The 15,704-nt window shown below is 35.6% G+C and carries 17 protein-coding genes; 7 read left to right on the forward strand and 10 right to left on the reverse strand.

The window, feature by feature from the left end; all coding sequences use genetic code 11:
• The first annotated feature begins 130 nt into the window (after nt 1–130).
• Nucleotides 131–1,012 carry a sensor histidine kinase gene (locus tag AC1VS3_RS10560; protein ID WP_412305201.1) on the forward strand — a complete coding sequence of 294 codons (882 nt, stop codon included), beginning with the start codon at nt 131–133 and terminating at the stop codon, nt 1,010–1,012.
• 308 nt (nt 1,013–1,320) lie between these two features.
• On the opposite strand, the gene AC1VS3_RS10565 is transcribed toward AC1VS3_RS10560, so the two are convergent.
• Nucleotides 1,321–2,097 carry a Cof-type HAD-IIB family hydrolase gene (locus AC1VS3_RS10565; RefSeq protein ID WP_008690273.1) on the reverse strand — a complete coding sequence of 259 codons (777 nt, stop codon included), beginning with the start codon at nt 2,095–2,097 and terminating at the stop codon, nt 1,321–1,323.
• A 186-nt stretch (nt 2,098–2,283) separates the two neighbouring features.
• On the opposite strand from AC1VS3_RS10565, the gene glmU reads away from it, so the two are divergent.
• From glmU to AC1VS3_RS10580, 3 genes are read left to right on the forward strand one after another with little or no spacing between them, the layout of a single operon-like run.
• Nucleotides 2,284–3,639, forward strand: a complete 1,356-nt coding sequence (gene glmU / locus AC1VS3_RS10570) for a bifunctional UDP-N-acetylglucosamine diphosphorylase/glucosamine-1-phosphate N-acetyltransferase GlmU (RefSeq protein WP_008690274.1) — start codon at nt 2,284–2,286, stop codon at nt 3,637–3,639.
• A gap of 17 nt (nt 3,640–3,656) precedes the next feature.
• On the forward strand, nt 3,657–4,610 hold the full coding sequence (locus tag AC1VS3_RS10575) for a ribose-phosphate diphosphokinase (protein ID WP_008690275.1): 954 nt from the start codon (nt 3,657–3,659) through the stop codon (nt 4,608–4,610).
• Between the two features lie 24 nt (nt 4,611–4,634).
• On the forward strand, nt 4,635–4,991 hold the full coding sequence (locus tag AC1VS3_RS10580; protein ID WP_008690277.1) for a DUF1622 domain-containing protein: 357 nt from the start codon (nt 4,635–4,637) through the stop codon (nt 4,989–4,991).
• 314 nt (nt 4,992–5,305) lie between these two features.
• Here the strand turns inward: AC1VS3_RS10580 and AC1VS3_RS10585 are convergent, their stop codons facing one another.
• A complete protein-coding gene (locus AC1VS3_RS10585) occupies nt 5,306–6,082 on the reverse strand; it encodes a hypothetical protein (protein ID WP_008690278.1) in 777 nt (258 codons plus the stop codon).
• Between the two features lie 224 nt (nt 6,083–6,306).
• Here AC1VS3_RS10585 and AC1VS3_RS10590 point away from each other — a divergent pair, with 224 nt between their 5' ends.
• Nucleotides 6,307–7,053, forward strand: a complete 747-nt coding sequence (locus AC1VS3_RS10590) for a polysaccharide deacetylase family protein (protein ID WP_008690279.1) — start codon at nt 6,307–6,309, stop codon at nt 7,051–7,053.
• 240 nt (nt 7,054–7,293) lie between these two features.
• Here AC1VS3_RS10590 and AC1VS3_RS10595 read toward each other — a convergent pair whose 3' ends face one another.
• The gene (locus AC1VS3_RS10595) at nt 7,294–8,796 is read right to left on the reverse strand and encodes an LCP family protein (protein WP_008690280.1); all 1,503 of its coding nucleotides are present in this window, start codon (nt 8,794–8,796) and stop codon (nt 7,294–7,296) included.
• A gap of 310 nt (nt 8,797–9,106) precedes the next feature.
• On the opposite strand from AC1VS3_RS10595, the gene mnmE reads away from it, so the two are divergent.
• Nucleotides 9,107–10,438, forward strand: coding sequence for a tRNA uridine-5-carboxymethylaminomethyl(34) synthesis GTPase MnmE (gene mnmE, locus AC1VS3_RS10600; protein WP_008690281.1), 1,332 nt, complete (start codon nt 9,107–9,109; stop codon nt 10,436–10,438).
• A 62-nt stretch (nt 10,439–10,500) separates the two neighbouring features.
• A complete protein-coding gene (locus AC1VS3_RS10605) occupies nt 10,501–11,283 on the forward strand; it encodes a TatD family hydrolase (protein ID WP_008690282.1) in 783 nt (260 codons plus the stop codon).
• 113 nt (nt 11,284–11,396) lie between these two features.
• Here the strand turns inward: AC1VS3_RS10605 and AC1VS3_RS10610 are convergent, their stop codons facing one another.
• From AC1VS3_RS10610 to AC1VS3_RS10640, 7 genes are all read right to left on the reverse strand, one after another.
• Nucleotides 11,397–12,137 (reverse strand): helix-turn-helix domain-containing protein, encoded by a 741-nt coding sequence (locus tag AC1VS3_RS10610; RefSeq protein WP_008690283.1) that lies wholly within the window; start codon nt 12,135–12,137, stop codon nt 11,397–11,399.
• 196 nt (nt 12,138–12,333) lie between these two features.
• Nucleotides 12,334–12,705, reverse strand: coding sequence for a metal-dependent transcriptional regulator (locus AC1VS3_RS10615; RefSeq protein ID WP_008690284.1), 372 nt, complete (start codon nt 12,703–12,705; stop codon nt 12,334–12,336).
• 40 nt (nt 12,706–12,745) lie between these two features.
• Complete coding sequence (locus AC1VS3_RS10620; protein ID WP_008690286.1) at nt 12,746–13,108, reverse strand: arsenate reductase family protein; 363 nt, start codon at nt 13,106–13,108, stop codon at nt 12,746–12,748.
• A 65-nt stretch (nt 13,109–13,173) separates the two neighbouring features.
• Nucleotides 13,174–13,827 carry a membrane protein gene (locus AC1VS3_RS10625; protein ID WP_008690288.1) on the reverse strand — a complete coding sequence of 218 codons (654 nt, stop codon included), beginning with the start codon at nt 13,825–13,827 and terminating at the stop codon, nt 13,174–13,176.
• A 219-nt stretch (nt 13,828–14,046) separates the two neighbouring features.
• On the reverse strand, nt 14,047–14,469 hold the full coding sequence (locus AC1VS3_RS10630; protein WP_008690289.1) for a hypothetical protein: 423 nt from the start codon (nt 14,467–14,469) through the stop codon (nt 14,047–14,049).
• Nucleotides 14,450–15,118: a hypothetical protein gene (locus AC1VS3_RS10635; protein WP_008690290.1), complete on the reverse strand. Its 669-nt coding sequence runs from the start codon at nt 15,116–15,118 to the stop codon at nt 14,450–14,452. Before AC1VS3_RS10635 ends, AC1VS3_RS10630 begins: the two co-directional genes overlap by 20 nt.
• 61 nt (nt 15,119–15,179) lie before the next feature.
• The gene (locus AC1VS3_RS10640) at nt 15,180–15,512 is read right to left on the reverse strand and encodes a PadR family transcriptional regulator (RefSeq protein WP_008690291.1); all 333 of its coding nucleotides are present in this window, start codon (nt 15,510–15,512) and stop codon (nt 15,180–15,182) included.
• Nucleotides 15,513–15,704: the final 192 nt, after the last annotated feature.

Here is a 15,704-nt window from a genome sequence, read left to right on the forward strand (position 1 = left end):
TTTCAAAAGAAATAAGATACTGCAAACCATTGATTTTAAAGGGTTTGCAAAAAAAATCTCAAAAAATTAGCACTCACCTATTGATGGTACATATAATTTGACCGTGTATTCTTATCAAGGTGTTTGGTTTATGGAGCTGTATGTAATAGGTGCTATTGTGCTTTGTGTGATGCTATTTCTATTACTGATCATGCGCTATATCCGCCGTAAAATAAATTACATCCTAAAAATAGGGGATGAAATGAAGCTGATAGAAAGTGGAGATTTCCAACATCCAATTCTTTATGAAGGTAAAGATGAATTAACAGATCTAGCAATTCAATTGAACCAATTGCGTTCTGTATTAGATGAAAACATGCGAAGTGAAAAAGAAGCAAAACAAGCAAATCAAGATTTGGTTACAGCGATGAGTCATGATTTACGTACGCCATTGACCTCCCTCCTTGGTTATCTTGATATTCTTGACATGAAAATATATAAGAATGAAGAAGAGCGTTCGGAATATATTCGTAAGTGTAAAATAAAGGCTGATCAAATTAAAGATATGTCTGATCGTTTATTTACGCATTTCCTAATCTATGCACAGGATGAGAATATCCAATTGCAGCTGATGGATCAAGATCAGGTAAATGTGATGCTCGAGGCCTTTGGCAATGAATTGATTGACAGTGGTTTTGAGATTCAGCTGCTTATTGACGCAAAACCATTTAAGATTATGGCTGAAACGAGTTTGTTAAAAAGAATATTCGATAATTTATTATCAAATATCCGCAAATATGGGTCATCACAAGTGGAAATAAGTTTACGCTGTGAAGAAAAGCAGTTATGCATGTGTATTAAAAATGATAAGAAAGAGGATATTTCAAAAGAAGAAAGTTCTCATATCGGATTAAAGAGTGTACGAAAAATGCTGTCTTACATGAATGCTACTTTAGTGATTCAGGAGGTAGAAGACATTTTTATAGTACAGCTTGTGTTCCCTTTATCAATGGATGGTTTACCAAAAGCATGAGATGATGAATGAGGATCCTTTATATGGAAATGTTAGTATCAGATGAAATACATTCCTATCGGCTTTTGGAAATCTTATACAACTAGGATATGAAGTGAATAAAGAAAAAGAATCATCAGCAAGTTCTAAGCATGAGATTACTTGAAAGAGATAATATTCAAACCTATTTCAGTAAATCATTGCGTGAATGAATTGCCAAGGATTCTTTTTTTGTATCATGTTTCACCGTGATGTGATCATTAGAATATTATCATAAATAGCATAAGAAAACAGTTACTACTTAAAATTAAGGCTTACTTGAATTAAAATTACAAAAAATGTAAGGAAGTTAATGCTTGCAGGATACCATCTTCACTAACCTTTGTCGTTACATAATCAGCGATTGCTTTTACATCTTCATGAGCATTTCCCATAGCAATGCCTATGGCAGCATGTGTCAACATTTCTACATCGTTTAAACTATCCCCAAAGGCAATGTAGGAATCCATTTGCAGATGTTTTAACAAGTATTGGATGCCTTTATATTTATGATAATCTTTTAATACGATGTCGGCATACGTGGATAATCCGGGAATAATATGTATACCATCAATTTCATGATAAGATGCATAATCGTATTGTAAGGGACCGTAAGCGATCATCATGATGACAGGTTGTCCATCATAAGGCTTAACTTCTGGAACAAGTTCTTTAAAAAAATCCAATGCCTGATAAACCAGCTCATTAGGCGCAGCAGTAAGATATTCACCTTCTCCATGAATTATCAATATAGGATTTTGTTGGGCATGTGCCACCTGCATACACTTTTCAACACTCGCTTGAGGAATACAGGCGAGATGTAAGATTTCTTGTTTTTTATTAAAGATTGCCTGACCATTGTTACATAAGAAAAAATCCCAATCAATTAAGGAAGCAAAACCGCCATTCTTCAATGATGGCAAAGAACGTCCTGTTGATATTCCCAGTAAATGCCCTTGTTTATGCAGCTGTTGTAAGGCTGTGATTGTAGAAAGGGGAATTTGATGGGTTTCTGTATCAATGAGTGTACCATCAACATCAAAAAGAAATAGCATTTTATCGTTCATAAATTTATCAACCTGCCTTATGTCTACATGGTATCATAGGTTAAGGAACATTGCCACATTTAATCTTCATGGTGAAGTACACATTCGTAAACATATGGAAAACAACGGAAATTGGGTAGGAAATAGGCGATATACCTTTTTTTTACTTGGCTTTTTTGATAAAATAGGAATGGAGGTAATTTTTTTATGAAATCTGCAATAGTATTAGCGGCTGGTAAAGGTACCAGAATGAAATCCTCACTATGTAAAGTCATGCATCCGGTGTTAAATAAACCGATGATCGGACATATTATCGCGGCATTAAGGGCTGCCGAGGTTGATCGAATCATTGTTGTTGTCGGACATGGAGCAAATAGCGTCAAGGAGTATTTACAAGATGACGTAGAATATGCATTACAGGAACCGCAGTTGGGTACCGGGCATGCTGTCATGCAAGCTAAGGCATTAGCTGAAGAAGACGGCGATACCATTATCGTAAATGGGGATGGACCTTGTATTCAGAAAGAAACAATTCTGAAAGCATTTGCGGCGAATCAAAACTATGCATGTACCGTATTGACTAGCGTATTAGCGGATGGTGAGCGTTATGGACGTATAGTACGTAATCGTGATGGTATGGTTGAAAAAATCGTTGAAGCAAAAGATTGCAGTGCTGAGGAATTAGCCATTAAAGAAATCAATACTGGAATTTTCTGTTTCAAGACCAGCAAGCTGTTTGATGGTTTAAAAGAAATCACCACCAACAATGCCCAGAATGAGTATTATTTAACAGATCTGGTAGAAATTTTTCATAAGCATAATGAAAAGGTAAATGCGATGATCGTAGATGATGCAGAGGAAACCATGGGTGTGAATGATCGTGTTGATTTAGCAAAAGCCAATAGCTGGATGAAAAAGCACATTAATCATAAACACATGTTAAATGGTGTGACCATTCTGGATCCAGACAACACCTATATTGATGCTGATGTGGAAATCGGAGAGGATACAACGATTTATCCCAATGTGCATCTACAGGGAAACACTAAGATAGGTTCCCATGTGACAATTTTACCGAATTCTTTCTTGCGCAATGCGCTTATTGAAGATGGTGTGACCATTGATAGCAGCAAAATTGTTGAAAGTAAGGTAGGGGCTAAGACAACAATCGGTCCTATGTCACATTTAAGAAACAATACGGAAATTGGTGAGAATTGTCGTATTGGAAATTTTGTGGAATTTAAAAACTCACACTTTGGCAATGGAAGTAAATGTGCGCACTTAACGTATGTGGGAGACAGTGATGTTGGCGAGCGTGTCAACTTTGGCTGTGGTGTTGTGACCGTCAATTACGATGGTAAGAACAAATATCGCACGACGATTAAAGATGGTGCATTTATTGGCAGCAATTGTAATCTGATTGCGCCTGTGACCATTGGCGAAAACGCTTTGCTTGCGGCAGGTTCTACAATTACTGATTCAGTAGATGATGGTGATATGGGAATTGCCCGCTCTCGTCAGTCCATAAAGAAAGGTTATGGATCAAAGTATAAGAACAAATAGGAAAGGAATAGGGAACAATGGAAAACAAAACAGTAGTATTTGCGTTAACATCCAGTGTGGGTCTGGCAAATGAAATCGTCAGTCAACTGGGTATTCCTCTGGGACAGTGTGATGTAAAACACTTCTCCGATGGAGAAATCATGGTTGAACTTGGGGAATCTGTACGTGGTAAGAATGTCTTTATCGTACAGTCTACCTGCGCACCGGTTTCCAGTAACATCATGGAGGTGTTGATTGCTATTGATGCCTGCAAACGTGCCAGCGCCGGACATATTTCTGTCGTAATGCCATACTTTGGCTATGCACGTCAGGATCGTAAGGCAAAACCAAGACAGCCAATCACCTCAAAGTTAGTTGCTGATTTACTTGAAAGAGCAGGAGCTAACCGTGTAATCACAATGGAACTTCATGCTACACAGATTCAGGGATTCTTCGATATTCCGGCGGATGATATTTCAGCAATACCAATCATCGGTAAATATTTCAAGGAATTAAATCTGCAGGATGTAGTTGTTGTATCTCCGGACCATGGAGGAACTACGCGTGCGCGTAAGTTAGCGGAGATTCTGCATGCACCATTGGCTATTATCGATAAACGTCGTCCAAAACCAAATGTGGCAGAAGCGATGAATATCATTGGTGATGTAAATGGTAAGGTTGCCATCATGGTAGATGACATTGTAGATACTGCCGGAACATTAACAGCAGGTATTAACATGTTGTATGAAAAGGGTGCTACCGCTGTATACGCATCTTGTGTACATGGGGTATTAAGCGGACCAGCAATTGATCGTTTAAAAGCAAGTAATTTAGCAGGTTTCATCTGTACAAATACAATTGCACAAGATGAAAAAGCTGCTCAGTATCCAGAAATGAAAGTATTATCTGTTGGACCGGTACTTGGTGATGTCATTAAGGCAATTGAAGAAAACCGCCCGGTAAGTCCAATTGTTTCCCGTTACGCTGAATAAAAAAATACATAGAAAGGAATTTATATGCTGGAACATATCGTTGCACAATTCCTGCCAGAAATTATTTCTTTACTGGAACTGATTGGGATTGCAGTAATCACCTTCGGTTCGGTTAAGGCTTTCTATCATTATAGTAAGGCTTTTCTGACAAAGAAACGATACCCGATACGTATCGAATTAGCAAATGCTCTGGCATTGGGACTGGAATTTAAGATGGGAGCCGAAATTTTAAAGACGGTTCTTGTCCGCAGTCTAAATGAAATCCTCATTTTAGGTGCGATCATTCTTCTAAGAGCACTGTTGTCATTGATGATTCATTTTGAAATCAAGGCAGAACAGCAACATGGCTCTCCTGAAGAGGCATCTCCTAACAATTATTAAATATCATAAAATATTTATTAAAAAAGAGTCAAGGCATATACGAATGTATTCTCACAAATGAAGTGGCAAATGTGAGAGATACCGTGTAGTGTCACGACTCTTTTCTTATATAAGTCTTTATAAAGGATATTTTATTGCTTTTCTATTCTTATAACTTATTAAACTTTATTTCATAATTTAACATACTTCTTTATAATTCATTAAACTTATTTGTAAATCATCGAAATTTTCTTTATAATTCAACAAACTTCATTATAATTCATTAAACTTTTCTTGATAACTCATGGTACTTAGCTTTTTAAGAAACGTATGTTCTATTTATCGTTTGTATGAAAAATGGTGTGAATAAAATGTTTAGGCCCATGTCGATAAAGCAATAAGATACCATCTTTTCCTATATCATGATAAACATCATCAAAATAAAACATACCGGCTACTGCCGTGAATTGATTCCAAAAGTCACTATGTAATGCTTTATGCAATACGGTATGCTGCAAAGCTTTATTTTCAATTGTAATAGCTTGTGCCAACATGCCAAATGCTTTTTCTTTGTGAGGCTCATAGCGGACATCTTGAAATTTATACTCTTTACAATTGCGATTCCAGGCTAACCAATTAGCCAGCCCATGAGTAAATGTCATATCATCTAGCATGTCAAGATAATGGTGAGTTGACAAAGGGTAACGATGACGTATACAAAGCTTGGTTATTTCCAAAGTGATATAATTTTGCATGATATAAGTCATTTGAGAGAGGATTCTTGTATAATCAGCAATATGAATCAGATCTAAAATGATAACGTTATGCTTGAAAACTTCGGTACGCATTGGGGCTGAGGTACTTCCGACAACCGGTATGATGGTTAATGAAGCAAGAAGCTCATCCATATCGGAAAATAAGCTTAACCAGATATCTTGATTAAATACCGGGAATTCCTCGACAATCGTTTCCAGTTCACTTAATAATGCGGAAACGACATCTTTACGTTTGCTATCTGGTTGTTGAAAGCCAGATACATAGGAATATCCGCTGCTTTGTTCCATAGGTAAATCATGTAAAAAGGCATGAATAAGAGATGAATCAATTTGCATACTATCCCTCCTTGTCTTTTATTTTACTATAGAAATGTAATTTCAGAAAGGAAGAAACATTATAATTCTTTGAATTCACAAGAAAGTACATCAGAGTAGAATCTGCTGAGGTATTTAAATTATGCATGGCATTACATTCGGTAAGTCGAGGCAGTTTACGAAAAGAATCTGCCATCGCAAATAAAGTTAACACCTCGGGGAACAATAACTCATGAGGTGATTGTATGGATAAGCAATTAGCAAAGCGTGTGTTTTTGTGTTGTTGTGGTTTTTTGCTAGTAATTGCGATGATGGCATCCGTCTTGCCATCTGCTGAATTGATTAAGGTAAGCAGCGAGAAGAAAAAAGTGATGTATCTTACCTTTGATGATGGTCCAAGTCAGAATACGCAAGAAATATTAGATATTCTAGATCGTTTCCATGTGAAAGCAACCTTTTTCGTAACAGCAGAAAGCCCAGATCATATAAATATGATTAAAGAAGAGGTGAAAAGAGGCCATGCGATAGGAGTTCATACATATGCACATGACTATAAAACAATTTATACAAGTGTAGATGGTTATTTTAAAGATGTTGAAAAAATGAACGATATCATTGAGAAACAAACAGGTAAAAGGACAAAAATTCTACGTTTTCCAGGTGGTGTCAGTAATACAGTCTCACGGAAATATGCCTCTAAGATTATGAGTAAATTAGCTAAAAAAGTTGAGGAACATGGGTATCACTATTATGACTGGAATGCTTCGAATGGCGATGGAAATTGTTATACAAGCGTGGATTCTTTGATAAACACAGGGCTAAAAGAAGTAAGAAATCAGGATACGGTCATGATGCTTATGCATGATGGAGGTGCCAATAAAGCTACTGTTGAGGCTTTGCCTACGCTGTTAAACAGTTATATACAACAAGGCTTTGAATTCCGGATCATCGATGATACAACGCCGGTTTTTCATCATCATATTGCAAATTAAAGGCAAATTCATTACACGATGGAAGAAAAAAAGAAGAAGGTTGCAGGTTATGGATACTGAATGAAATCATATCCAACAGGTTTACAAACTTCTTCTTTTCTATTGAGATTACTTTATTCTTTAAGATAAGATTACTTCCTTCATTTGAAAGATAAGAACTATCGCTACTAATAATTGGGATACGTCATGATGTCTTTTCGAAGAAACGATAAAGACGAAACTTCCCTATAACAGATAGTATTATCCGGCTTTTGAAACAAGCTCATTTTGATGATCAATATCTGCTTGTGTAATGGTTTCACCTTTATCTATCTTTTTAATTAACTTAATAGCATTCGTTACACAGGCTTCATTTGGTACCATAACATAGGCATTAAATCCATTAGCCGGTGTCCACTTGGTTGCGCCGCGGCCACTCACTTGAATTTGCTTGATATCCCAGCCACTCATATCATTCAACTGTGCTTTTACAAATGCTGTCATTTCACTTTGTGACATATTTGTCTGGAAGCTGCCGCTTACAGCACTCATAATACCTGTATAGTTTGTGATAATCGTAGGGGATAAGGCTTTGTTGATAATAGCTGTCAAAGCGCGCATTTGATTACGGCTACGTTCACGATCACCGTCAGCTAATGAATAACGTTCACGAACAAAGCCAAGGGCTGCTTCACCACTCAAATTATTCTCACCGACATTGATTTGATATCCGTTATTTGTCGTAAAGGCAAATGGAGAATTTACTGTGATACCACCTAATGCATCGACAATATTAATTAAACTTGAGAAATTTACACGTGCATAATAATTTAATTTGATATCCATAAAGTTCTCAACTGATTTCAAAGTACAATCAACACCAAAGATACCTGTATGGGTCAATTTATCAAGCTGATTATCTTGACATACCTGAGGAATATAGAAATCACGAGGTACACCGGTCATTAAAATCTGATGTGTTTTAGGGTTAATAGATACGATCATATTAACATCGGAACGCGATACAGTAGCGATAGAACCATAAGTATCAATACCGGTAATATACACATTAAATGGATCTTCGGTAACGTCAACACCTTTTGCCAATGCTTTTGATTTGGTCTCATATCGGTATTCTTTAATGACACGTGTCTTTTTGTTAAAATCAGAGTGTTCTTCTTCAAACATCCCGCGAGAACCTTCGTTAACTAAGATTGCGTCCACATTTCCATTGTATAAGTCATCACCATATTTCTTATAAGAAGAATAGCTAATGGTAACTGGCTTAGATCCTAAATCTTTTTCAATATCTGTCAATGCCTTATTTTGGGTTTCTGAATCACCAATAGAGATTGTGCCAAGTTTCTTATCCTTTAAGTCATTGATTTCTTTCATTTTGCTATCTTTCATAACAACAACGGATAGGATAGATACATCGGTATCACTACCTGTCATTTTTGAGAAAGCATCACTTGTTTTAAATATATACCAATTACCTACAGCTAATAATAAGGAAAGAATAACGATGAGAACTTTTCCTAAAGCTCGGTTAAATCGATTTACTCTTTTACCCATCTGTAAATAATACATTGCCAATAATAGTAACAGAAGCAATACAGCAAGTATCATAAAATATTTCATAGGAATCAGATTAATTGTAAATGCTTGAACGATAAATGCTAAAGTAAGTACGGCATATATCAATATGAAATAAAATTCAGGCTTTTTATAGAACGCCTTTTTATTCGTGCTTTTTTTTGCCATGTTTTCAGCCCTTTCTTGTAATGATAAGCATATTTATTATACCTGTTTTCAAGCGTTTTTACTACATAAAATTCTTACGTTTCATTAAGCACTAAGAAATGGTAACAAAACAGAAATGCCGCTTTTACAAAAATAGGATGCTTGAAAGAAAAGTGTAGTGTATATCAGCTATGCGTTATTTTCTTGTTTTTCCCAAAGCATCTACAAAAGCATACAATTTATGCGTTATCTGCGAAAAAGATGGTAAACGAATAGGAAAAATGGTGATATACATGATACAATATACGTTAGAAACGGCAGGTGTTTATACATGTTACAAGATACCATTGCGGCAATTTCAACAGCAGCTGTAGATGGCGCCATCTCGATCATACGAATGAGTGGTGATGCGGCCATTCAAATTGTTGATTCCTTATGTTCGATCGATCTGACATCAAAAAAAAGTCATACAATCAGTTATGGTTTTATCCTAGACCCTATTACAAAAGAGGAAATTGATGAGGTGTTAGTATCGGTTTTTCGTGCTCCTAAAACATTTACAAGAGAGGATATCGTAGAGATCAATTGCCATGGCGGCCGTTATGTGACAAAAAAGATTCTGCAACTTTGTCTGATGCAGGGGGCACGCTTAGCAGAGCCGGGAGAATTCACGCGCAGAGCATTTTTAAATGGCCGAATTGATTTGACACAGGCAGAAGCTATTAACGATATGATTCTTGCGGATTCTAATGAGAGTCGGAAATTAGCAATGCATGGGATTCGCGGAAGTGTAAAAAAATTATTAGAGCCATTCATTAAAAATATTTTAGATATTATCGCGAATATAGAAGTGAATATCGATTACCCTGAATATGATGATGTTGAGATGTTGAGCAATGAAGTGATACTTCCTAAGATTCAAAAATGGCTTTCACAAATTGATCAATTATTAGAACGTGCTGAAAGTGGACAAATGATGAAAGAAGGTATCAAAACAGCGATTATCGGAAAACCAAATGTTGGGAAAAGCAGCTTGTTAAATGCCCTTCTGGAAGAAGATAAAGCAATTGTTACCGAAATAGCAGGAACCACCAGAGATATTGTGGAAGGTCATATTCACTTGGGTGGTTTGACTTTGAATTTGATAGATACAGCGGGAATTCGTGAAACAGAAGATGTTGTTGAAAAAATCGGTATCGAAAGAAGTATGAAAGCTATCGAAGATGCACAATTAATTATTTTAGTTTTAGATGCCAGTCGTCCATTGGATGAAGAAGATCAGCAACTGATGCAAATGACTGAAAATAAGACAAGAATTATTGTATATAATAAAAAAGATCTTAATCAACATATAGAAGGCATATGCATTTCTGCTCAACATCATGAAATTGAACCGTTAATACATGAAGTACATCGATTATTTGACAGTCATAAAATTGTTATAGAAGAGCCCGTATTAGCGAATGAACGACAAATATCACAAATGATGAAAGCCAAAAAAAGTATGCTGTCAGCTGTTGATGCGATTGCGATGGGACTTGAACTTGATGTGGTAGAAATCGATATACAGGAAGCTTATACGGCATTAAAAGAAATATTAGGAGAAGTACATCGAGAAGATTTATTAGACACATTATTTGCTAATTTCTGTTTAGGTAAGTAAATATAGGATGGTTTTTAATCGACTGGTTACAGAAGCAGATTCTTAAAAAGAAGGTGAAAAGTATGGACTATACATTAACAGATACTCATTGTCATATCACATGTGATGATCTATTTGAACGCATTGATGATGTGATTGAAAATGCAAAAAGGCATCATGTAGGAAGAATGCTGATTGTTTGTACGAATTTTAAAGAATTTGAACGTGCAAAAAGTTTAAAAAAGCAACATCCTGCAATCTTTGATATTGCGTTAGGCTTTCATCCCAATGATCTATATAAATTTGAAGAAAAAGATTATGTACGATTGGAAAGCTTATTACAGCATCATGAGTTGTGTGCACTTGGTGAAATAGGTTTGGATTATCATTGGGATGACGTAAAAAGAGAAGATCAGATAAAAGGCTTTATACGTCAGCTTGAAATGGCGAAAAAATACCACATTCCGATTCTTATACATATGCGAGAAGCCACAAAGGACACGCTTGACATCTTGAAAGAACACAGACCTTTACAAGGAATTTTCCACTGTTACAGCGGAAGTTATGAGACAGCTGTTGAGGCAATGAAATTAGGCTTTTATATTTCCTATGGCGGACCATTGACATTTAAAAATTCAAGAGGAGCTCCAGAGGTTGCTGAAAAACTTTCTGTAGACAGATTGTTTGTTGAAACAGACAGCCCATATCTTACACCGCATCCACATCGCGGCAAACAAAATGAGCCGATGTATGTTGAAGTAACCTTTCAACGCTTATGTGAAATAAAGGGTATGAGTGAAGCTGAGTTGGCTGAGCAATTAGAAAGAAATTATCAAAGGTTATTTTATAATACATTGCGGTTATAGGAACTTTGAAAAACAAAAAAGATAAGAAGATTTTATTTATTAGATAAATACTATTTTCTTATCTTTATTTTATATTGACAATGGAAAGTTTAAAGGTATTTCTACTCTTTATATCATTCATACTTTTTACCTATATAATATATAGCAAGTATTAAGCTACAAAAAAGAAAGGTTAGTAAAACGCCCTGTATGTTGCTTGTAACTGTTGAACCATATAATTTTATACATATACCGTGGATGAGAATGAATACATCAGCAGATAGCAGTGCCCAACTCTTAATTGTGGTACAGATATATGGCCAATTCCCATTATGGAAAGATAAACCGGTACAATGTATTCTGAAAATACCATGCATAACATAATGAATCTTATTTGAATCGTAATAGGAAGGTAATACCTTTGGGGTAAGAAAACAAAAATATCCTCCTAATAATAAGATGATAACACTAGTAGTTATGCTGCTTTGTAAGTCTGATATCGAGATATCTGCCATAGTAAACATGATAATTTCAAAGAAAAAGATGATGATGCATAGGAAATATGCGATGATCCAATGTTTTCGATGCCGTTGTAGCGTGTGATAGATGACGTGATCGTATGCATGAATATCGCATGGCTTCAAGGATTCGATATTCTGATGCTCACCTTTTAGTAGTTCAGTAACAGTGAAATCAAATAAATTTGCTAGGGGCATAAGCAAGGGTATGCTGGGCATGCTTACTCCACGCTCCCATTTACTTACGGTTTTATCTGATACATACAACTTGTCAGCTAAATCTTTTTGTGTAAGCTTTTTTGCTTTTCTTAATTCACTTATATACGAACCGACTTTTTCATTATTTATCTGATCCATACATACACCTCCTGGCTATATCTTACAGTGTCATGCTTTTATAATCAATCGACTGTTAGTAGAGTTATGAAAAAGATGTAGATCATGATGGATAAAGAATCTGTACAAGGTATTCATATAAGGGTTATGCGGCTGATTATAAAAAAGTCATAAAAAAACTGAAGGAAGTCAGCAATGATGTTGATGTTTCTTCAGCTTATTTCGCATATTTGTTTTTAAAATCCATCAGTTTTTGAAAGGTCTCCTCACTGATGACATGTTCAATGTGACAGGCATCCTCATCAGCATTTTCAGCACTGACACCAAGTACATCTTGTAAAAAACCGCTGATGGTTTCATGACGCAAATAAATACTTTTTGCCAAATCTCTTCCGGCATCGGTGAGATGAATATCTCCATAGCTTTCTTGTAAGACATACCCTTTTTCTTTTAACACATTCATGGCTTTGTTTACACTGGGTTTGGATACATGCATGCGACTTGCGACATCCACACAGCGAATTTTTCCGGTTTCTTCCAATATCAGCAATGTTTCTAAATAATCTTCTAAAGATTCCCCTAATTTCATGCAATCACCTCAATATACTTTCTTTAAATATATCATAAAATCAAGACTGTGAACATAAGTTTGTGTAATTCTCTTCTTTAAAGCCAACAAGAACAACTTGCTCTGTTACAAGAAGCGGACGTTTGATTAACATGCCATGCTCACTCAGCAATTTCAATTGTTCTTCCTCGCTCATCAAAGGAAGACGTTCTTTCATATGTAGTTCTTTGTATAAATTACCACTGGTATTAAAGAATTTTTTCAAGGGAAGTCCACTGCGCTTCCACCATGCGGTTAACTCTTCAACACTTGGGGTATCTTCCACAATGTGTCGCGCTTCTACTTCGACACCAAGGGATAGTAAGTGCTTTTTCGCTTTTTGACATGTGGAGCATTTCGGATATTCAATAAATAAGACTTTCATAATAGCCACCTCACTTAGCAATATCATAGGGGAAATTTGCCGGAATTGCAATCTTTCTGCCTATATCATAAGCCTTTATATTTCTTAAATTGTTTGCGGCATAGTATATGATAGAAAATTGAAATAGCACCTATGACACATAAGATGATACATAGCGCTAAGAAAGAGATGGTGATAGTTCCGGTATAGTGTGTATTTGCCCAAAGCATGATACCTATATAGCAAACAGCATAAATAATTATATAGATGATCCAACTATATTCTTTAAAACGCAAAACAGTGCGGCCTTGTGCAAAATCAGCTAATAAAATGGCAGCAGATACGGCAAGAGCGGTACAGAAATCATTTACAGTAAAGGTAAATGTATAGTGTGTGAAAGAAATAGATGTCGTATCATCAAGACCTATCAAAGACAAAAGCAAGATCATGATAAAGAAGATGAAGATAGCACCGGAAAAGATGTATAATAAACGCAAAATATGTTCTAGCATGGTTTCTTTTACAGCATTTTCGCTGATTTGATTGCAGAACTCTTCAAGATCACCGAAAGCTTCTTCTGTTGGGATGTCACGTTGTTGATTATCCAAGGCTAAGGCGAGCACATCGTCAAGAATATCACGGAATACAGTATTGCTGATATGACGAGAGGATAAATTACGAGCAATCTTTGTATATACTTTTTTATAATCGTGGTGCAGATCTTTTACTTTATTTTTCATAAAGACACCTCCGTTTTTATGCTGCTTCTTTATAGGAAAAGTAATTCTTATGCTGTGTATGAAAGTACAGGTATAACAAAATAGGTGTTAAGAGAATACATATGCCAATAAAAACTATAGGAATTATAATAGAATGAGGCAAATAAGGCGATAACATAGGAGGCATTATACAAATTAGTAAAGCATAGAGGGGTATCATAATGGCGTAACGACCAAATTCTAAACGAAAGGATAAACGGTTGATTTGGTCATAGGGATACCTATAAATGTCAAAATATAGCGTATAAGTTCATCTGCAGTAAAACGTATCTCACCATGGTTATTGAAGATTCCGATTAGGAAAAGAAGTGTGATAAAAATGCATAGCAGTCCGCCATATAAACCTACTTTTTCTATCGTTGTTTCTTTTACGGCATTGCGGGAAATCTCATCACAGAACTGTTGGTAATCTCCAAAAACTTCTTTAGGCTTTAAATTGCGCTGTTGATTATCCAAAGCCATCACAAGAATATCTTCTAGAATGTCATACAAAACCAAACGATTAATATGCTTGCTAGTTAAATAATCTTTCATTAAATGGAAGGTTGTTAGATAATCGCTATTAAGACCACGCTCATCTAATTTATTTTTGTAAAATATCATTCTCACCTCCTGATGTACTCTTGTAGTTAAGAAACTGTTGATAATGCTTATGCCGCAGCCAGTAAGACAAACTTAGCATGATTACACAAATGAAACAAATACAACCAATAAATAATAAAGGAATATGCATCTTAGCTGGCAGGAGATAAGGAGCTATTAAATACATACCGCCATCAATAACAATAAAGCCTATAATTATGATAAGAATACGCATTTTAGGTAGATGGAAAGCATATCTTTGATAGATATACATAACTAAAGTTATCATTAAGAAATCTGTGAAGTACATACAGAAGTCTGCTCTGTCATAAAGCAGATAGCCAAGTTGTAGGGTCGTTTGTAAGGAAAAAAGTAATTCTTTTAAGAAGCTTAAACTAAATAACATAAGAAAGGCACCTAGGTATAAAGAAATTGTTTCTAACTTTGTTTCCGCAATGGCATTTTTTGATACCTCATCACAGAAACTTTCATAATCGCCAAAGGTTTCATGTGGTGAAGCTCCACGCAGTTGTCCTTCTTCGGCGATTGCTAAAATGTCTGCTAAGATATCTTTACGAATGAGTTTGTTTATGTTTTTTGTATATAGATACTCACACATTGTTTGATAAACTTTACGATATTCCTTGTTTAAGTTTCCTGTATCTTTCATCGTGTTCACTCCTTTCGATTATGCTCTTGTACCACCTGCATAAACATTATGCATTATATTATTACGTATCTTTTCTATCATCGAATAATACATGCATGGTATGTTCTAGAATTTGCCAATTTTCGTAAAATTCAGCTAAATACATTTTGCCTGCTTCTGTAATCTGATAATACTTACGTTTAGGACCTAGCGGTGATGCTTTTTTCTCAGCCTTGATATAATGTTGTTTTTCTAAGCGCAATAATATGGGATACAAGGTACCTTCACTGACATCTATCCAGCCGGCTTCTTTCATGCCCATTAAAATCTCATAGCCATATGTTGTTTGCTTTTCGATAATCTTGAGAATACATCCTTCCAGACTCCCACGCATCAGCTGTGTTTTGTCATACATGCAATCACCTCTACTTTGTTACACAAGGTACTTCCTTCAACTACATTGTAACACAAAGTAGCATAGACGCAAGAAGGTATTAAAAAATTAAGATATTTTCAGAAATTAATGAACGAGGATATCAAACTACTTATGTAGCAAGGGGACACAGGCTTTGTTTTTATCTGTTATTTTTAGCAACCGTTTCTATGC

It is taken from the genome of Longicatena sp. (assembly GCF_982403165.1).